We start from the raw sequence: 19874 nt of genomic DNA on the forward strand, positions 1-19874 counted from the left end.
GGGTTCCACTCGGGTGGCGGAGCGCGGAGCCGTACATCGATACGGCCCCGCACCTGTGAAGGGACCTTCCCCCCAGCCCTAGTCGGTCTCCACCGCTCCCTCCAGCCCCAGCAGCCGGACCTTCCGCTCAAGTCCCCCCGCGTACCCGGTCATCGAGCCGTCCGCGCCGATGACCCGGTGACAGGGCCGCACGATCAGCAGCGGGTTGGCGCCGATGGCTCCGCCCACCGCCCGGACCGCCATCCTGGAGGCCCCGATCCGCGCGGCGATCTCCCCGTACGTCGTCGTCGCTCCGTACGGGACATCGTCGAGCGCACCCCACACCCGTTCCCGGAACTCGGTCCCGTGGGTACTCAACCGCAGCCGGAACTCCTTGCGTTCGCCGGCGAAGTACGCGGCGAGCTGCTCTTCGGCCGCCCGGAAGGGGCCGGAGTCCTGCTGCCACCCCGCCTCGACGCTCCGGCCGCCCTTCTGTCCGGGGACGGACAGCGAGGTCAGCGCGCCGTCGGCGTCGGCGGTGAGGAGCAGCTCCCCGACCGGCGAGGCGATCCGCGTCCAGTAAGTGACACCCATCAGTTCCTCAACTCTCCTTGCAGCAGCAGATGTCGGACGGCGTACGACCGCCACGGCCGCCAGTGGTCGGGTACGTCGAGGCCGGGCGGGGCGACGTCGGGGTCGCCGAGCGCGCGGACGCGGATCGTGGCGACGACCGCCGGTCCCATGCCGGGCAGCGCCCGCAGCGCGGCTTCCGCGTCGTCCCGGTCGGCGCCCGGGTCCAGCCGTACCGTGCCGTCCGCGAGCGCCGTGGCGAGTGCGCCCAGACTCCCGTCGGGCTCGGCCCCGGCGAGCACGGCGGGCTCCGGGAAGAGGTGGGTGAGGCTCCCGGACGGGGCGTCCAGCGTCTTGCCGTACCGCTGGACCAGCCGCTCCGCGTCGGCGCTCCCGGTCAGCGCCCGTACGGCGGCCTCCGCCGGATCCGCGGCGCCGGGCGAGCGCAGCCCGGGCCGGGCGACGACCAGCGGAGCGAGCCGCGGGTCGGCGGCGAGCCGCTCGTCCACGGCGTACGGGTCGGCGTCGAGGTCGAACAGCCGGCGCAGGCGCTGTACGGCGGTGGTCAGGTCACGCGGGTCGGTGAGGCGGAGCCGGGTTTCCAGCCAGCCGCCGGGATGGGCACCGCTGCTCGCGGTGGTGGTACCGCCGCGCTCCTCGACGGCGACGACGGCATGGCCGTACGGCAGCCGCAGGGTACGGCGGTAGGTGCGGGCGCCGGCGCTGCCGGTGACCTCCTCCACGCCGGGCACGGCCTCGCGTTCCAGCAGGTCGAAGACGGGGCGGGCCTGGTACGGGCCACGGTGGGCGAGCCGCAGCGGGATCCCGGCGGCCGGGGAGCCGCGCCGGGCGCCCCGCCCGCCCGGCGCGGCCTCGCGCAGTCCGCTGGGGGTCGTGGCGTACACGGCGCGGATCGTGTCGTTGAACTGCCGCACACTGGCGAACCCGCTCGCGAACGCGATCTCCGTGACCGGCAGCTCGGTGGTCTGCAGCAGCGTGCGTGCGGTGTGGGCCCGCTGGGCGCGGGCGAGGGCGACCGGGCCGGCGCCGAGTTCGGCGGTGAGCTGCCGCTGCACCTGGCGTGCGCTGTAGCCGAGCCGGTCGGCGAGGCCGCCGACGCCCTCCCGGTCGACGACACCGTCGCCGATCAGCCGCACGGCCCGGCCGACGACGTCGGCGCGGACGTTCCACTCGGCGGAGCCGGGGACGGCGTCGGGCCGGCAGCGGCGGCAGGCCCGGAAGCCGGAGCCCTGTGCCGCGGCGGCGGTTCGGAAGAAGCGGACGTTGCGCCGCTTCGGGGTGACCGCCGGACAGCTGGGGCGGCAGTAGATCCCGGTCGTCTCGACGGCGAAGAAGAACGCGCCGTCGAAGCGGGCGTCGCGGCTGCGGACCGCCTCGTACCTGGTGTCCTCGTCCATCACATGTTCCAGTGTGAGCGATACGGAGCCCCACGACCGGCGGAAAACGGACACGACGCTGGTCCCGGCACTGGTGAAGAAGCGCCGGCTGCGGCGCACCTTCAGGGGCGCTGGGGGTACCCCCGGCCTTCGGCTGGGGCCCCAGCCGAAGGCCGGGGGAGGAACTGCACGCTCAGCCCCCACGCGCCCCTGTCCGGACGGCTACCGCCACCGCCCCCGCTTCGCCTCCATCGCGGCCTTCCCCTCAGCGCCCTTGCGCTTCCAGTCCTTCTTGATCTCGGCCCGCACCCGAGCGTCCGTCTTGGCGACGATCCACTGGTTCTCCCGCATCAGCTTGCGGTAGCTCTCCAGCCGGCGCTCGGGCAGCTCCCCGGTCTCCACCGCGAGGCGGACCGCGCACCCCGGCTCGCTCTCGTGCCCGCAGTCGGAGAACCGGCACCCCTCGGCCAGTTCCTCGATCTCGGCGAACACCTGCCCGACCCCGGTCTCGGCGTCGAACAGCCCGACACCGCGCAGTCCCGGTGTGTCGATCAGTACTCCTCCGCCCGGCAGCGCGAGGAGGTTGCGGGTGGTCGTGGTGTGCCGGCCCTTGCCGTCCACGTCACGCGCGGCCCGGACGTCCATCACGTCCTCGCCGAGGAGCGTGTTGGCGAGGGTGGACTTGCCGGCGCCGGACTGGCCGAGCAGCACCGACGTACCGGAGCCGACCAGGGCGACCAGCGCGTCCAGGCCGTCGCCCTGGTGCGCGCTGACCGTCAGGACCGGCGCGCCGGGTGCCGTCGTCCCGACGTCCTCGACGAGATGCGCGAGCGTCACCGGGTCCGGGACGAGGTCGGCCTTGGTGAGGACCACGACCGGCTGCGCCCCGGACTCCCAGGAGAGTGCCGACTTGTGCAGCAGGGCCTCACCACTCGAACAGGACATGGCCAGCGCCAGGAACCGCTCGATCCGCCCGAGGTCGAATTCCACCGCGAGCGACACACAGATGACGACGTGATCGATGTTAGTGGCCAGCACCTGGCCCTCGGAACGCTTCGACGACGTCGACCGTACGAAGGCGGTCCGGCGGGGCAGGAGCGTCCGCACGTACAGGGGGTCGCTGCCCTCGGGATCGACAGCGACCCAGTCCCCCGTGCACACGACCTTCATCGGGTCGCGGGGGACGACGAACTCGGTGTCGGCACGGACCGTGCCGGCCGGGGTGATGACGTCGCACAGGCCACGGTCGACCCGGGCCACGCGGCCGGGCAGGAGACCCTGCGCGGCATAGGGGGCGAACTCGGCTTCCCAGCCCTCGTCCCAGCCATAGGCGGCGAGAGGGTGCGACGAAACCGAAGAAGAAGAGAAAGACAAGGGGTGACCCTTCACAAGGTGGCCCCGGCGCCGCGCCCACTGGGGCGGGAGAAGAGTGAGGTCAGCCGGAGACCACAGAGGTGGACTGAACGAACTTCCGGATGCGGGCAGCGCCCATCGCAACGACAGCCATCGGTCACACCTCCCCAACCAAGCCGGTCACCTGCGGGAACCTTCGGTCACCGCTCGAACAGCACTGACACTAGAGACAGTCAGGCCACGACGCCACCGAATTACGGCAGCCCGTAGTGCATGGGTCATTCCATGCCGTACAGCGTCTCCAGGTCGACCAGTCCTCGGTCAGCCCTCCGCCACCAGGTCGGGGTCTTCACGAGTCGTCGTCCGGGGCACCTCGGGGACCGGCCACCGGGTGTCGGGCACGTATCCGACACCGCGCCACCACGGGTGGGTGGGCAGCACTCCAGCAGGCTCGAACGGCCGACCGGGGAGAGGGAGAGCGACTGCCTGTCCGAACTCGCGCCAACGGCGAAGGCACCATCTACCAGCGCAAAGATGGCCGCCAGCAACAGCGGCCACCCGGTCGCCACCACTAGCGGCACACTGCTACCGGCGAGGGCGGCAGACCCTGATCCGCACCGACTCCGCGGGCGGCACCCACGACTTCATGTCCTGGCTCGCCAGGCGAGGCCGATGGCTGTCCTACTCGGTGGGCATGGTGATCACCGAAGCAATCCACGAACACGTGCTGAAGATACCCGTCTCAGCCTGGACCCCCGTCGTCGAGACCGACGGCGGGGCCCGGGACGGGGCCTTAGTCGCCGAGCTCACCGGCGACGTACTGGACGGCTGGCCCATGGGCACGCGGCTGATTGCCAGGAAGGAACGGCCGCACCCCGGAGCTCAGTTGAGGCTCAGAGACGGGGACGGCATGCGGCTGACCTGTTTCGCCACCAACACCTCGGGCCGGCCGATCGCCGAGCTCGAACTCCGTCACCGGCTGCGGGCCCGGGCCGAGGACCGGATCCGGGCCGCCCGGGCCACCGGCCTGCGCAACCTGCCACTGCACACCACCGCCCAGAACAAGGTCTGGCTGGAGATCGCCCTCGACCTGCTGGCCTGGATGCCCATGCTCGCCCTCACCGGCAAGGCCCGCCTCAGGGAACCCCGTCGACTGCGATTCCGCCTGTTCTCCGCGGCCGCTCAGCTCGTCACCACCGGCCGACGCAGGATTCTCCGCCTCTCTGCGCACTGGCCCTGGACCAGCGAGCGAGATCACCGCCGCCCTCGAACGGCTCACGCTCCTGCCCGCCCCCGGCTGACCAGCAACCTCAACCGTCCCGACGACAGCACCACCCGACCCCGGGCAGTGGAACCCGGCGCCCACCCGACACGACAACCGGGACACCGGCCTGCCCACCACCAGCTCCGGCAAGCAAAAGGGCCCACCGACTCCGTCGACGGACCCTCGCGCAAGATCGAGGCGAAGGCAGCCGATCCGATCTCACCAGCCAAGCAGCCTCGGCAATTCATCGATGTACGGTGCGTAGTCTGGCTCTTCGTCGGCAATGCGGCTGAGTACTCGCCTGAACTCCTGACGCTCGGATTCGTTCATCGAGTTCAAGTCCGAGGCGATGTTCTCAAGCCCTTGAGAAGCAACATCGCGATCAATCTCATCGGCCGATGAATGATCGAGCAACATAATGGCAGAGAGTACTGCCCTTGCAAGGTGGTTTTCAATCACTAATTTGCCTGCCTTGTTACGATGGACGTAATACCCCAACTATCCAGTAGTTTGCGAGCATCGTCCGCAGCCGCCTGCGTGGGAAATTCGTACACTGGTGTCAGTCCATGATAGGCCGCCGTCCCAGCCTGCCGCTGAGCGTGGTCCATCTTGTCAGCGAAACTCGGAAGCGAGAGCTTTCTGTCGATCATCTCATCACCGAAGGCGCCGTCGAACTTCGCCGTCACATCGACGCCATCGGCTCCAGGCATTCGAAGCATCGGGGCAAGGCTCCTGCCGGTCTGAAGATCACTCCTCGCGCCTGCCGCACCGGATTGGTAACGATACGCACTCGGAGACATTCCTCTACGCGGCGGCGTCAACCGCAGATCACCGGCCTCCGGCACCCATTCTGCTGTTGCACCGGCCCTATCTGAAACGCCGCAGTTGTGGACCAGCACCGGGGTCCTGCCGGCCTCCACGTAGTACGTGTGGAGGTCACCGATCGTCAGGTCGTACGTCGTCGTGTGTGCGTGGTAAAGGCGGACCGCGGTGACCGTTGCCGTGCCGGTCGGGGTCCGGAGGGTGTTTCCGGGGTGGAGGTCCTTGGCGTCGACGAAGGCGGACTGGGTCTGGTCGTAGAAGGGGTGGTGGTAGGTGGTGGTGAGGGTGCCCCCGCCGGAAGAGGTGGCGGACGGGGCCTCGGCCACGGTGGCGGCGGTCAGTTGCCGGCGGTCGGCGGGGGTGTGCGGGTGGGGGATGCCGACGGCGGTGGTGATGACGGCCGCGGAGGCGGCGAGGCCGAGGGCCGCCCTGGTCAGGATTCGCCGGCCGAGGCCGGGCGCGGGCTTCGGGGTCGGCTTCGGCTTCCCGGGCACGATGGTGACGTCCACGAAGTCGTGGTCGGTGTGGGTGACGATGACCCGTGTGACGGTGTGGGACTGCGTGCCCTTCGCACCGGGGACGGAGTCCTTGATCTTGTCGCCGACCTTGACCTTCTCGATGGGCCGCGTGGAGCCGTCGGCCATCACGACCTCTGTGGTGCCGGTGAAGCTGTGGGTGGCGCCGCAGCCGCCGCCGAACAGCTTCCCGCCCGCGGTGGCGAGGACACCGCCCGCGGCACCGCCGACGGCACCGGACGCCGCGCCGTCGGCCGTGGCGGCCGCCGCGCCGGACCAGGAACAGCCGGCGTGGGTCTCGGAGCAGGTGAGGCCGTAGTCGGCCGCGCCGGTGGCACCGCCGGATATGCCGCCGGTGGTGGCGCCTTCCAGGGTGTTGGTGACGAGTTTGGGCAGCGCGTCGCCGAGCGCGGACTCCGCGAGTCTGCCGCCGAGCGCTCCGCCGATGCCGCCGCCGACGGCACCGCCCACGGCGCCCAGCACGGTGGAGGTGGCGAAGGCGCTGACCGAGCAGGCCCCCTTCTGTCCGCCCATGCACTTGCTGCCCTGGTCGACGAGACCGGCGGCCGCTCCGGCGAGCGCACCACAGGCGACGGCGCCGGGGATGGCCAGGCTTCCTCCGCTGCCCGCGGTGACGGCGGCCTCGCAGCCGGCGAAGACCACCGTGGACACGGCGAACGACGCGATGGCGGCGGCGTGGTTCTTGAAGTAGGTCGTGGCGGTGTTCACGCGTTTGGCCACCGCCTGGTAGGTACTGTGCGCGGCGTGACTCACGGCGTTCGACGCGGCCCGTATGAAGCCGGAGGCCTTGCGTTTGGCCACGGCCTTCGCGTCGGCGATCTCCCTGTTGAGCTCTGCGATCTGCCGGTTGAGGCTGGCGATCTCGCGGTCCAGTGAGGCCATTTCCCGGTCGAACGCGCGCGATGCCGCATCATAGGCGTCGCCGGCCCAGCCGCTCACGGTGTGCCAGGCGCTGGAGAGCTCGTCCGAGACCCAGTCATATGCCTCGCTGGCGTAGTGGGCGGCGGCGTGCCAGCCCGAGCTCACCGCGCTGGTGAATCCGTTCCAGGCGCTGCTCGCAGCGTGGCTGACGCTGTTCCAGGCGTCGCCGAGCCAGCTCTGGCCCGTGGGGTCGGTGCGGGTGAGGGGGTTGTCGTCGACGTAGGCGAAGGGGTTGGCGGCGGCCGAGTTCGGCACGGGGTTCAGGGACGCCGTGTCCTTGTTCATGAACTGGCCCGTGGCAGGGTTGTACCAGCGGGAGGCCATGTTGACCTTGCCGGTGGCGTTGTCGGTCCAGCCCGACTGGTAGCCGAGGTTGCCGCTGGGGGTGCCGGTGGTGCCGGTGACGTTGCCCAGGGGGTCATACCCGGTGGAGGCGCTCAGGGCCGAGCCGGTGCCGGTGAAGTCGCCGACCACGTCGTCGTGCTGGTCGGTGTAGGCCAGAGTGGCGGTCGCGGGGGTGCCGCCCGCTGTGCCGATGCCCACCAGGGCGTCGCCGGGTGTCCAGGTGTAGGTGCTCGTACCGTCGGACGCAAGGTTGTTGCCGACGCCGGAGTAGGTGAAGGTCCTGGTCGCCCCGCCGTTGGCGGTGCTGGTGATGACCCGGCCGAGGGCGTCGGTGAGGTAGGTCTGGCTGCCCTGGGTCAGTTGCTGGTTGAAGGCGTCGGAGGCGAAGTCGGTCGCGCCGGAGGTGCCGGACTGGTGGGTGAGGGTGCCGCGAGCGCTGTAGGTGTAGGTGTTCTGTCCGTCGCTGGTGAGCTGGTCGCGGGCGTCGTAGGTGTAGACGTCGGAGCCGACGCGGATGCGGTTGCCGGAGTCGTCGTACGCGTACGCGGTGGTGGTGCTGCCGTTGTTCCAGGAGGTCAGACGGTCCGCGTAGTCGTAGATGTAGGTGTTGTTCGCGGCGCCGGCGAGTCCGGTGGTGGTCTTGCTGGTCTCGTTGCCGTTGGGGTCGTAGCCGTAGGCGATGGAGGCGACGGTGTTGCCGCCGGGGGTCTTGAGCGTGTCGGTGGTCAGCCGGTGCAGGTGGTCGTAGCCGTAGGAGCGGGTGTCTCCGCCGGTTCCGTACTGGATGCCGGCCAGCTGGTTGAGAGTGTTGTAGCCGTAGGTGAGGAGGGTGCCGGTGGCCGGGTCGGTCAGGTTGGCGAGCCGGTCGTTGCTGTCGTAGCCGTAGGACGTGGTGCCGGCGGCGTCGGTGCGCGCCGTGAGGAGTCCGTCGCCGTTGTAGGCGAAGGAGCCGGTTCCGGCCGATCCGCTGGTGGTCAGCAGGTCGCCGCGGTCGTCGTAGGTGAAGCTCTCGTCGGTGGCGGCGGTGGTCGTGCCGATCGCGGCGGTGACCGCGCTGCGCATCCGGTTGTCGTGGTCGTAGGTGAAGGTGCGGTCGGCGGTGGCCGCCTCGGCTCCGGTGCCGGACTCGGAAGTGACGTTGCCGACGTTGTCGTAGCCGGTGGTGACGCTCACTCCGCCGGGGGCGGTCCGGGTGACCGGGCGCCCGTCGGCGTCGTAGGCGGTGGTGAAGGTCGAGTCGGCCGCACCGGTGTAGCTGTAGGTGGAGGTGGTCACGGCCGGTTCGACGGTCGACTCCGGCAGGTTCCACACGTTGTAGGTGTAGTAGGTGCTGTTGCCGCGGCCGTCGGTGAAGCGTGTGCCGTTGCCGGCGGCGTCGTAGCCGAACGAGGTCGTGATGGAGTGTGTGTCGTCCACCGGCTGGGTCTCGCCGGTCACGTGTCCGAGGGCGTCGTGGGTGTAGGTGCTGGTGTGCAGACGGGCGTCGGTGGTCGACAGCAGCAGACCGGCCGGGTCGTAGGTCGCCGACTGCGAGGACAGGACCGTGCTGTGGTCGGTGTCGAGCGAAGCGACCCGCACGGGGTTGCCGAGCTGGTCGTAGGTGACGGTGTTCTGGGTGTTGTCGGGGAGGGTGACGGTGGTCTTGCGTCCCTGGCCGTCGTACGCCGTATGGGTGGTGTTGCCGGCGCCGTCGGTGACCTGGGTGCTTTCGCCGACCGCGTCGTAGCCGTAGCCGGTGGTGTCGCCGTCCGGGGTGGTGGTGGAGGCGAGGAACGCACCGCCGGGGTTCAGGGAGGAGGCCGTGTAGAAGTTGTTGGTGGTCAGGGCGGTCGCCGTCGGGTACCGCTCCAGGGAGGTGGCGGTCAGGGGCCGGCCCAGGTAGTCGTAGGTGGCCTGCGTCTGGCCGCCTTCGGGGTCGGTCCGGGACTGCACCTCGCCGTTGGTGTCGTAGACCGTGTGGGTGACGCCGTTGTTGGCGTCGGTGGTCTGGGCCAGGTCGCCGAGCTGGTCGTAAAGGTGTGTGGTGGTGTGCTGGAACGGATCGGTGACGCTCTTGACGTTGCCTGCATCGTCGTACTGGTAGGACGTGGTCGCGTCCCTGATGACGGTGGAGCTGCCCGGCGGGGTGTAGTCAGGGAGTATCCGGGAGTTCACACGGCCGACGGCGTCGTAGGTGGTGGTGACGGTGGTGTCGATCCCGTCCGGGCCCTCGGCCTCGGTGGGCTCACCGAAGGTGTCGTAGCCCGTGTAGCTCGTGGGGTGGACCAGGCCAGGCGCGCCGCCGTCGGACTCGGCCTGGACCGCGGGGGCGGTGGTGACGGCGAGGTTGCCCGCTTCGTCGTAGCTGAAGTAGGTGGTGTTGGTGTCGGGATCGGTCACCGACAGCGGCAGGCCGCGCTGGTCGAGCTGCCAGCGCGTAGTGGCCTGGTCCGAGGAGGACGTGGTGCCGCCGTTGCGGCCCTTGGAGTACAGGGCCGAGATCTCGTCGGCGGACAGGGCCCGCTGGTAGACCTGCACGTTGTCGACCGAGCCGGCGACCGCGTCGGTGACGGTGCCGCCCGCGGTCTCGGTGCCCCCGATGGAGAGCGGGCCGGTCCCGCTCCACGGCGAGGGGTCGCTCGTGGTCGCGGCGAGAACGCCGTTGACGTACAGCTTCAGCGTTCCGGTGCTCGAGTCGAACTGACCGACCAGGTGTGTCCAGGTGTTCAGCGCCGCGTGTGCCGGCGCGACGGCGTCGTAGAACGCCGAGGGTGACGCGAGGTCCTGGCTGGCCGCATGGAGACGGAAGCTGTTGTCGGGCAGCGAGTACTGGAGGTAGAACGACGCCCGGTTGGTGCCGCCCTGGGCCACGAACGTCCGGTACGTGGAGGCGTCGGCGAGGTTCACCCAGGCGGAGACGGTGTAGGAGGAGGCGGTGTTCAGCGCGGGCCCGTTGGTCGCGATGACGCTGCCCGAGCCGCCGGTCGATCCGTTGAAGTGGGCCGCTCCGTCCGACCAGGTGATCCCGGAGCCGGCGGTGGCGGTGTTGCCGTTGCCGGAGTTGTCGGAGACCAAGCTGCCCGACGTCTGGTCCAGCCTCCACCAGGCGTTGGGGTGGCTCACGCCGTCCTCGTGCACCGACTGGCTGGTGAGGTTGCCCATCGGGTCGTAGGTGGAGCTGGTGGTGTGAGTGGTGCCGGTGCCGTCGGTGAGGGTGGTGGTGGCCACCTTGTCGTCGGGCGTGTAGGACACGGTCGTGGTCCGGTTCACGCCGGTCGGATCCACTGTCGTCGCGGTGACCCGGTCGGCGGCGTCCACCGTCGAGTTGGTGGTGGTGGCACCGTTGTTGGTGACCTGCGAGGTCAGGTTTCCTGCCGCGTCATAGGTGTTGGACTGCTCGACGAAGTGCTGGTGCCCGGTCGGGTCGCTGCGGGTGACGGTGGCCGTCAGGCCGTTGTCGGTGTAGGTGTAGGACGTGACGTTGCCCATGGCGTCCGTCAGGGACTGCAGCCGTCCCGACGGGTCGTAGGCGCGGGAGGACTCGACGAGGTCGCGCGCGGCGGACGGGTTGACCGGGTCGCCGATGTAGTTCTTCAGGGTCTGGGTGAGCAGCTTGCCGTTCGGGTCGTACCCGTAGGACAGCACGTTGCCGGCCGGGTCCTGCACCGTCGCCTGGTTGCCGTACCCGTCGTAGGTGTACGTCGTCGTGCCGCCGGCCGCATCCGTGGTGGTCTTCACCTGGTCGTACGGGGTGTACGTGTACGACTGGGTTCGTGAGGCGTCCCCGCCGCCGAGGTCGGCGACCGTCTGGGAGGAGACCATGCCGTCGGCGTCGAAGACGGTGCTGGTCGACTTCTGGTGGGTGGCACTGGTGACCCGGTTGGTGACCGCCGGGTCCACCTCGCCGGTGATCTGCGAATCGCCGTCGTAGGCGTAGGTGGTGGTCAGGCCCGCCGGATAGCTGTCCGAGACGGCCTTCTTCGTCAGCATCCGGCCGATGCTGTCGTAGGTGAACGACGTGACCTGCCCGTCGGGGTCGGTGACGGAGGCGATGTCGCCGTTCTTGAAGTACGAGATCGTGGTGGTCGCGCCGCCCGGGGAAACCGTCCTGTACGGAAGGCCCTTGGGGGCGAACCCGCCGTCCGCGGCCGCGACAGTGGTGCCGTCGGTGTACGCGATCGAGGTGGTACGGCCGTGCGGGAATCCGGGCACCGCCGGCGTGGTGACCCCCGTGGTGTTGCCCGCTGCGTCGTAACTGTACGACGTCAGATAGGTGTTGTCGGAGCCGGACGAGGAGCGCGCGTCGCGCACCGTGCTCGGCAGATCGTTCTGCGGGTTGGGCGTCAGCTGCGCACTGGTGTCGTCCGGGAGGTAACTCGTGTACGTCGTTGAGCACTTCAGGGAGGCGAAGTTCTGACAGGTCACCCTGGACACTTCGTTGCCGCGCACATCGTGGCCTATCGCCGTGATGTTGCCGTCCGGGTCGATGACCGTGTGCTCGAAGCCGCCGGTGTCATAACCGTACGTCGTCCTGTTGCCCAGGCCGTCGATCTGCGCGACGGCCCGGTAGCCGTTCAGCGGGTCGTACTGGTAGGTGACCGTCTTGCTGCCGGGGTCGGTCACCCGCACCGTCTCCAGCGGGGCCATCCCCGAGGAATTGCGGCCGGCCGCCCAGTGGGAGGCCACGTCATCGCCTGAGAGGGCGTGCTGGTAGAGCGCCACTTCGGCGATCGAGCCGGCGAAGTAGCTGACGTCGCCGGGCGAGTCGATCCACGACTTCGCGAAGCCGGCCCCGATGTAGAGGTGGTTGTTGCCCTGGTCGTTCGGGGCGCCGGAGTAGGTGCCCTGCTGATTGCCGTCCAGGTAGAGCGTCTGGGTGCTGCCGGACACGGTGAGGACCACATGGTGCCACTTGTTGTCGGTGACGGTGCTCGTGGAACCGAAGGCGGTCCCGCCGCTGCCGCTGCCGCTCCAGAAGTGACCGTGGATTTTGTTGTCACTGCCGACGTAGAGGACCGGGCTCCAGCTGCCGGAGGCGACGGTCGCTCCCGCGACGGCGACCGACTGGTCGCCGACGAGGACGCCGGGCGTGCTGGTCCTGAACCACAGCTCGACGCTGCGCTCCGTGTAGGTGTGCAGCAACTGTACGGGCAACTGCACATACGAGGACGTGCCGTTGAAGGACGCCGCCGTCTGGTCGGAGAAGGGGCCGCTCACCCCGAGCGTCGTGCCCGCGTACGTCCCTGATCCGGAGTTCTCCTCGTCGACCGCCTCGGAGGCACCCGCCGACTCACCGAGCCGGTAGTAGCCGACGGACCCTGAGCCCAGAATCGCGCCGCGGTAGACCTGGCTGGACCCCGTCACGGCCGGCGCCGCCATGGACCAGGAGCCGCCGTTCTCGTCGACCAGGTGCGTGACGGCCGTCGTCGTGGGGTCGTACGTCACCGACGCGTAGATCTTGCCCGAGGGGCGCGTGACCGTGCTGAGCAGGCTGGCCGGCGTGGTACCCGCCTTGTGGAGGGCGGTGACGTCCGCCTGGACCAGGGGGCGCCCGAAGAAGGAGGCGTCGGCGATCGACCCGTTGAAGTAAGTACCGTAGAGGGTCGACGAGTTGGTGTGCGGCTGGTCCGGCCAGGTGGATCCGAGGTAGCCGGTGCCCAGGTAGGCATGGGTGAACAGCCAGGGCATGTTGCCGGTGAACCCGAAGGAACCGTAGCCCGCCGAGGTTCCCACCTGGCTGCCGTCCAGCCACATCGTCTGCTTGGTCCAGGAACCGGAGAGGACCACGTGGTGCCACTTGTTGTCGGCCACGGAGGCCGACGTGGTGATGGGCGTGGTCGTCGTGCCGTACCAGAACAGGCCGTTGAGCTTGCCGTCGGTGCCGACGTACAGCGACGGTGTGAAGTCGCCTTTGGTCGCCGTGGCCTGTACGGGCATGTCCGAGTAGGAGAACAGCACGCCCGCCGTCGCCTTGGCGGTCTTGAACCACAGGGAGATCGTCTGGGAGCTGGAGGTGCCGAGGCCGAGGTCCGGGAGCTGGACGTACGAGGACGTCCCGTTGAAGCCGGCGGCGGTCGAGGTGCTGCCGACCAGCGGACCGGCCTGGCCCAGGGTCACGTTGCTGTACGTCGCCGCGCTGAGGAGCTCATCGCCCTACTTGCAGCCGCATTCGTCCGATTCACTACCCTACGTGCCTCAATCACGACATTTGCTCCCGCCGAAGGCGATCCGAAGCGCTCGGCATTGCTGCGGGCGGTGTCGTACCGGGCACGGAATGATTGCGGCATGGGCGTCCCGGCACGACGGCGCCGGAGCTGCGGCAGCATGACGGTCCATGAGCAGAGACCGCTATGTCGACTTCCTGCGCGCGTGGGCGATCGTGCTGGTGGTCCTCGGCCACTGGCTGATCACGGCCCTGGTCCGGGAGCCCGGTGGGCAGATCACCGCCCCGGAGTTGCTGGCGGTCGTTCCCTGGACCCAGTGGCTGACCCTCGCGTTCCAGATCATGCCGCTGTTCTTCCTGGCCGGCGGCCATGCCGCGGGCGGTTCCTGGTCGCGGGCCCGGGCGGCCGGGGGTAAGGCCGCCGGGTGGCTGGGCCGACGGGCGCTGCGGCTGCTCCTTCCGGTGGGCGCCTACAGCGGTCTGGTGCTGCTCGCCGTCGGTGTCTGTTCGGCGGCCGGCGTGGATGCGGACACGCTCGCACTGGTGGGCTGGGCGATGGCGATGCAGTTCTGGTTCCTTCCGGTGTATCTGCTGCTCAGCGCCCTGACACCACTGCTGTATGCGGCGCACCGGCGCTGGGGGCTCCTCGTCCCGTCGGCGGCTGGGGCGGTCGCCCTGGCGGTCGACGTGCTCGTGGTGACGGCGCACGTGCCGTATGCCGGGCTGCTCAACTACGTACTCGTGTGGGGTGTCGCCTATCAGCTGGGATTCTGCTGGCGGGACGGGCTGCTGACCGGGCGTCGGCTCGTGCCGTTCGCGATGGCGGCGGGCGGCGGGGTGGCCTTTGCCGCGCTCGTGGCCCTCGGGCCGTTCCCGGTCAGCCTGATCCTGGTGACGGGGCAGACCACGAGCAACACCAATCCGCCGTCGGCTGCGATGCTGGCGTGGGTGGTGGCCCAGGTCGGGCTGTGTCTCCTCGCCGCGCCGCCGGTACGACGGCTGCTGGACCGCGAGCCGGTGTGGCGCGTGGTTCGCCCCGTGGGCGCGGCCAGCATGACGCTGTATCTGTGGCACATGCTGCCGGTGCTGGCCGTCGCCGCCGCGTTCTACCTGACCGGTCTCGCGCCCGAGCCGGGTCTCGGGTCCGCCGCGTGGTGGGGGCTGCGCGTGCCGTGGCTGCTGATCCTCGGCGTCGTCCTGGCCGGCGTCGTGTCCGCGCTCGGGCCGCTGGAGCGCGGCCTGGTCGTGCTGCACGAACGGACCAGTCCGGACGCCGGCCTGCGCCGGGCCTGGCCGCTGTGGCTCGGCCTGGCCATGAGCGTCGCCGCTCTGGCCCGCTTGGCCGTGCAGGGCTTCGCGCCCGACGGCCGGTTCCCCGTACTGCCGGCCGTGGGCCTGGCGTCGGGCACGGCGTTGGTGATGCTCACCCGGTGGACGGCGGCACCCCGGCTCGACCGGCCCTCGGGGGCTCGGGCTCCGGGCCGCGTGTGAAAGCGGCAACCGGGGCGAACCTCACGACCGCCTGCCCGTCGGGTTGATCGCGGATCGGCGGTGTCATCCGCGTGCCACCGCAGTCACCTCCGTAGGACGAGACGTGTTCGCCGCCGATGAATCGGAGAGCCGGAGAGCCGGAGACGGATTGCGGCTGCGCGAACGCCGGCACGGCGCGAATAGCCTGCGCAGATGAAGCAGATGAAGCGGATGGAGCGGATTCAGCGGGTCGCCGGCGCAGTGGTCGGCTCAGCGGTGGGTGACGCCCTGGGCGCACCCTTCGAGTTCGGCCCGCCGGGAGCGTTCTCCGCCCGGTTCCCCGAGCCCGGTGCCGGTGACGAGATGAGCGGAGGCGGCGGCTGGGACCCGGGCGAGGCCACCGACGACACGCAGATGGCCGTCCTGGTCGCCGAGTCCCTGCTGGAGCGGGGCGGACTGGATCTGCCGGACATCTTCGCCCGCTTCCAGCGGTGGGCGGCGGCGGACCCGAAGGACATCGGCCTGCAGACCGAGGACGTCCTGACCAACGGCATGCCCTGGGACCTCGCCGCCGCGATCCACTTCCAGGTCAACCGGCGAGCCGCCGGAAACGGCTCCTTGATGCGGGCATCGACCTCCGCGGTCCACTTCGCTCGCACCGGCCGGGAAGCCACCATGGACGCGGCCCGTCGCATCGCCGCCCTCACCCACGGCGACCGCGCGGCCTGGGAAGGCACCGCGATCTTCCACGAACTCGTCCGCGTCACACTGGAGGACACCGACCCCCTCGCCGTGCTCCCGGACGTCCTGGGTCTTGTCCATCCCGACCACCGCGGGCGCTACGCCACGGTCCTGGCGCCCGGCTGGCACCCCGATCAGGCGACCGAGTTCAACGGTGCCGTCTGGCCCTGCCTGGGCTCTGCCGTCTGGGCCCTGCGCACCACCAGCGGCTTCGAGGAGGCGATACGCGCGGCGATCGACCTCGGCGGTGACACGGACACCGTCGCCGCGGTGACCGGCGGCCTCGCGGGGGCGTACTACGGGCTCGATGCGATTCCCGCCCGCTGGACCCGGCCGCTCCATGTCCCCCTCCCGGGATTCGGCGGACGGGTGCTGCACGTGGCGGACCTGCTCCGCCTCGCGCACCGCCTCGGAGCGGGGCCGGCCGTCGTACCGTCAAGTCCGTGCGCCGGTACGCCCTGACCAGCAGCCGTCCGCTGTCACTCGGTGTCGTCGGTGCGGAGGGTCAGGTCGAGAAGGCCGGGGAAGCGGGCGTCGAACTCCTCCCTGCGCAGCCGGTTGAGCCGTTTCGGGCCCTGGTCGCGCTGTTCGACCAGGCCGGCGTCGCGCAGGACCGAGAAGTGGTGGCTCTTCGCGGCCCGGCCGACCGGTACGTCGAAGTTGCTGCAGCTGAGCGCCCAGTCGGGATGGCCGGCCAGGTCGCGGACCAGCTGGATGCGCACGGGATCCGCGAGCGCGGACAGGGCGGTGAGAAGCGGGACGTCGTCGGGGTGGGTATGCACGGGTGCCGGACGGTGACTTGTGCCTTCGGTCCGGTCCGCCATTTCGGTGTCCTCCTCCGCCCAGTGTTCGATGGCCATCGTACAGTGCTAGTGTTCGCTTCCGGTCGAACACTCACGGAAGGGTGGTTCTGCGTATGCGTGCGGTCGAGTTCCATGAGTACGGCGGTCCCGAGGTGCTGCGCGTCGTGCGGACCGCGACACCCGAGCCGGGCCCTGGTCAGGTGACCGTCGAGGCCGTCTGGGCGGGGGTGAACTTCGCGGACGTGAAGGCGCGCGCCGAGGGGTACCGGGTGGCGTCGCTGCCCTACCGTCCGGGTCTGGAGGTCTCCGGGCGCATCCGGGCGGTCGGGGAGGGCGTCGCGGGTCTGCGGGCGGGGCAGGAGGTCATCGCACTCGTCGACGGCGGCGGCTACGCCGAGGTCGTGCTCGCGGAGGCCGCGAGGGTCTCCCCGTTGCCCGAGGGGCTGGACCTGCGGACCGCGGCCGCGCTGCCGACGGTGCTGCCGACCGCGCACGCACTGGTCCACGAGGTGGGGCGGCTGCGGGCCGGGGAGAGCGTGCTGGTGCACGGCGCGGCGGGAGGCATCGGCACGGCGGTCGGCCAACTGGCCCGGGCAGCGGGCGCCGGCGCGGTGTACGGGGTGGCCTCCAGCGACGCCAAGGCCGACTACGCGCTCAAGCACGGCTACGACGAGGTGTTCCGGCCCGGCGCCTTCGAGACGGACGTCCGCCGGGCGACCAGCGGCAGCGGCGTCGACCTGGTCCTGGACCCGGTGGGCGGCGACACGCTGCGCCGCGGTCTGGAGGCGCTGGCCGTCTTCGGGCGCCTGGTCTCCTTCGGCAACGCCGGGGGCGCCGCGCCCTGGCGGGCCGGACAGGACGAGCTGTACGCGCAGGGCCGCTCCGTCGCGGGCTTCTCCGTGCTCGGCCTCGCCCAGTCCGCCCCCGAAGCCCTGCGTGCGCTCGCCGAACGCGCCCTGCGCACCGTCCGCGACGGAGTGGTCATCCTTCCCGTCACCGCCGAGTTCTCCCTGTCGGAGGCGGCCGACGCACACCGGCTCATCGGCGGACGCACGTCCACGGGCAAGCTGCTGCTGCGCATCACCGACTGACCGCCGAGCAGGCCTCGTGCGGGGTGGCCGGTGCGAGGGCCGCGTCGAGCAGATCCCGCCAGCTCACGGCAGCAGGGGCAAGGCGTTCGTCCGCCGCCAGGCGCGGCGGCCGAGGATCCTCCCCGGCCCGCGCCGGCAGGCGAAGGGCGGCCGGGACATCGTCGACGGCCCCGTACGCGTGCTCAGTACGCGACCTGCCGGAGATCCGCAACAGATTTCGTAGCCTATGTCCGGCCGACCATGGCGGCGGGATCGACGATGCGGTCGAAGTCCTCGGCGCTGATGCAGCCGGAGGCCATCGCGGCCACGCGCAGGGTGGTGTCCTCGTCGTCGGCCTTGTGGGCGATCACGGAGGCCTTGTCGTAGCCGATCACGGGCGAGAGGGCGGTGACCAGCATGAGGGACCGGTCGACGTAGGCGTCGATCTGGTCCTGGTTGAGTTCGGTGCCTCCGATGCAGCACTCGCGCATCTTGGTGCAGGCGTCGGCGAGGATGGTCACCGCGTGCAGGAAGTTGCCCACCCCGGCGGTCCCGGCGGTCCCGGCGCCGAAGACGAGCAGCTTCTGGTCCCGCATCCGTACGCCACTGACCTTGACGGCGGACAGGGCGGCGGCCAGCGTGATGGCTCCGGTGCCCTGCATGTCGTCGTTGAAGATCCGGTAGCGGCCGCCGTACTGCTCCAGGATCCGCCGTGCGTTGCTGGGGCCGAAGTCCTCGAAGTGCAACAGTGCGTCGGGGAACGTGGACGATGCCGTCTCCAGGTACTTCTCGATGAACGCGTCGTATTCGGCGCCGCGGACGCGCGGGTGCCGGTTGCCCAGATACAGCGGGTCCTGCAGCAGCGAGGTGCGGTCGGTGCCCGCGTCCAGCGACACGGCGACGACGCGGCGCGGGTCGATACCGGCGGCCGCCGTGTACACCGCGAGCTTCCCGACCGAGATCTGGATCCCTCCCACGCCCCAGTCGCCGATCCCCAGGATCTCCTCCGCGTCACTGCACACGATCAAGTCGACGTCCTCGGGACCGAGTTGCAGCGTCGCGAAGGCCTTCTCCATGTCGTCGGGCCGGTCGACGGACAGGAAGAGGCCTCGTGGGCGCCGGTATTCGTGGGAGTACTTCTCGATCGCCTCGCCCACCGTGGGGTCGTACACGATCGGCAACAGCTCGGCGAGGACCTTGAAGTACAGGGTTTCGTTGCGATCGTGGAGCTGTTCCAGATACACGTTCTTGGCCAGATCGCTGTCCTGAACCCGCAGCTGCTGGTAGGCGCGCTGTGCCTGCCGGTCGAGCGTGAGCACTCCCGAGGGGAGCCGCCCGGTGAGGCCGAGCGCTTCCCTTTCCTCGGGCGTGAAGGCCACGCCACGATTGCGCAGCGGATCGACGAGGACGCCCGGCGTCGCCGGGGTCTGCTCGTGGCCCTCGGTCATGGGAGTCTCCCTGTGTGCGCATGCCGAGGCGGTTCTGACCGGGGGGGCGAAGGGGAGCCGGCCGGAATCAGCGGAGGTCCGAGTGGCTCCGACGCCCGGCAGAATACGGAGGTCCGAGGCCGGCGTCCCCGCTGCGGACGGCGCCGACACCTGCACCGCCCGGCAGGCCCACCACGCACATCGCGGTAGGCGCCTCGGCGGTGCCACGGTCTGAGTCCAGGCTAACGACCGGCTGACACGCTGCGCGACGCGCCCGGACCCGCTCGCCCGCCGCGCGGCACCCGTCCCGTCGCACGACCAACGGGACGCCGGGCGGGTCAGTTCGTCACGATGCCGTGCAGGAGCAGGTCGATGAGCCTGCCGGCCAGGTCGCGTTGCCCCTCGCTGCCGGCCATGAGGCTGATCCCGCCGAGGGCCATCAGTACGTCCCGGGCATCGACACCCGGTCGCGCCTCGGACTCGGCCTGTGCGGCGGCTAGCAGGTGGGCGATGGCGTCGGCGAGCAGCGCCCGGGTCTGCAGCCGCTCGCTCTCGTCGGTCAGCACCACGGCCAGCGCATCGGCCATGCCCTGCTTGGCGGCCATGAAGTCGATGAAACGCTCCATCCAGGACCGCAGCGCGTCCACCGGTGGCTGCGTGGCAGTGAGGTGCGGTGCCACCTCGCACAGGCGCTGCACCTCCTGCCGATAGACCGCCTCGATGAGCAGTTCCTTGGACGGGAACCGGCGGTAGAGCGTGCCGACTCCGACGCCGGCCACACGGGCGATGTCCTTCACCGAAGCACCGGCCCCCTCACGTGCGAAGGCGGCCGCCGCCACCTCCAGCAGCCGGTCCTCATTGCGCTGCGCGTCCGCACGCAGCGGCCTGCGCGGCCGCACCGCGTCCCCCTCGTGGCCAGTCACTCTCGACTCCCTTCCTGCCGCACTTGCAACCGGAACCAGTTCCGCTTAGCCTCGAAGACGAACCGGAACCAGTTCCGGATATGAGCGTACGACGGCCCGTGCCCCTATGCC

Annotated in this window: 11 protein-coding genes and 1 pseudogene; 4 read left to right on the forward strand and 8 right to left on the reverse strand. The window is 70.4% G+C overall.

The features are described from left to right. Positions 1 to 78: 78 nt before the first annotated feature. From EDD90_RS12215 to rsgA, 3 genes are all read right to left on the reverse strand, one after another. Complete coding sequence (locus tag EDD90_RS12215; RefSeq protein ID WP_123973032.1) at positions 79 to 573, reverse strand: methylated-DNA--[protein]-cysteine S-methyltransferase; 495 nt, start codon at positions 571 to 573, stop codon at positions 79 to 81. Continuing rightward, positions 573 to 1967, reverse strand: a complete 1395-nt coding sequence (locus EDD90_RS12220; RefSeq protein WP_185149053.1) for a DNA-3-methyladenine glycosylase 2 family protein — start codon at positions 1965 to 1967, stop codon at positions 573 to 575. The genes EDD90_RS12215 and EDD90_RS12220 overlap by 1 nt, the downstream gene beginning before the upstream one ends. Before the next feature lie 201 nt (positions 1968 to 2168). Continuing rightward, positions 2169 to 3320 carry a ribosome small subunit-dependent GTPase A gene (gene rsgA, locus EDD90_RS12225; RefSeq protein ID WP_260327825.1) on the reverse strand — a complete coding sequence of 384 codons (1152 nt, stop codon included), beginning with the start codon at positions 3318 to 3320 and terminating at the stop codon, positions 2169 to 2171. Between the two features lie 565 nt (positions 3321 to 3885). Here rsgA and EDD90_RS12235 point away from each other — a divergent pair. Next, positions 3886 to 4600, forward strand: a pseudogene (locus EDD90_RS12235) (transposase); the annotation flags it as partial. A 182-nt stretch (positions 4601 to 4782) separates the two neighbouring features. Here EDD90_RS12235 and EDD90_RS12240 read toward each other — a convergent pair. Next, positions 4783 to 4980 carry a hypothetical protein gene (locus tag EDD90_RS12240; protein WP_123973036.1) on the reverse strand — a complete coding sequence of 66 codons (198 nt, stop codon included), beginning with the start codon at positions 4978 to 4980 and terminating at the stop codon, positions 4783 to 4785. A 41-nt stretch (positions 4981 to 5021) separates the two neighbouring features. Then, on the reverse strand, positions 5022 to 13283 hold the full coding sequence (locus tag EDD90_RS12245) for a LamG-like jellyroll fold domain-containing protein (RefSeq protein ID WP_123973037.1): 8262 nt from the start codon (positions 13281 to 13283) through the stop codon (positions 5022 to 5024). 217 nt (positions 13284 to 13500) lie between these two features. Between EDD90_RS12245 and EDD90_RS12250 the strand changes: the two genes are divergently transcribed. Continuing rightward, a complete protein-coding gene (locus EDD90_RS12250) occupies positions 13501 to 14820 on the forward strand; it encodes an acyltransferase (protein ID WP_123973038.1) in 1320 nt (439 codons plus the stop codon). A 210-nt stretch (positions 14821 to 15030) separates the two neighbouring features. Further along, entirely contained in the window at positions 15031 to 16002 is a 972-nt protein-coding gene (locus EDD90_RS12255; RefSeq protein WP_123981184.1) for an ADP-ribosylglycohydrolase family protein, read from the forward strand. Positions 16003 to 16019: 17 nt separating this feature from the next. On the opposite strand, the gene EDD90_RS12260 is transcribed toward EDD90_RS12255, so the two are convergent. After that, on the reverse strand, positions 16020 to 16400 hold the full coding sequence (locus tag EDD90_RS12260; RefSeq protein WP_398924387.1) for a helix-turn-helix transcriptional regulator: 381 nt from the start codon (positions 16398 to 16400) through the stop codon (positions 16020 to 16022). Positions 16401 to 16456: 56 nt separating this feature from the next. On the opposite strand from EDD90_RS12260, the gene EDD90_RS12265 reads away from it, so the two are divergent. Next, complete coding sequence (locus tag EDD90_RS12265; RefSeq protein ID WP_123973039.1) at positions 16457 to 17434, forward strand: zinc-binding dehydrogenase; 978 nt, start codon at positions 16457 to 16459, stop codon at positions 17432 to 17434. Between the two features lie 224 nt (positions 17435 to 17658). Here the strand turns inward: EDD90_RS12265 and maeA are convergent, their stop codons facing one another. Then, positions 17659 to 18861: an oxaloacetate-decarboxylating malate dehydrogenase gene (gene maeA, locus EDD90_RS12270; RefSeq protein WP_123973040.1), complete on the reverse strand. Its 1203-nt coding sequence runs from the start codon at positions 18859 to 18861 to the stop codon at positions 17659 to 17661. A gap of 317 nt (positions 18862 to 19178) precedes the next feature. After that, positions 19179 to 19763 (reverse strand): TetR/AcrR family transcriptional regulator, encoded by a 585-nt coding sequence (locus EDD90_RS12275; protein WP_260327826.1) that lies wholly within the window; start codon positions 19761 to 19763, stop codon positions 19179 to 19181. Positions 19764 to 19874 lie beyond the last annotated feature (111 nt).

This window comes from Streptomyces sp. Ag109_O5-1 (assembly GCF_003814875.1).
Lineage (GTDB): Bacteria > Actinomycetota > Actinomycetes > Streptomycetales > Streptomycetaceae > Streptomyces > Streptomyces sasae.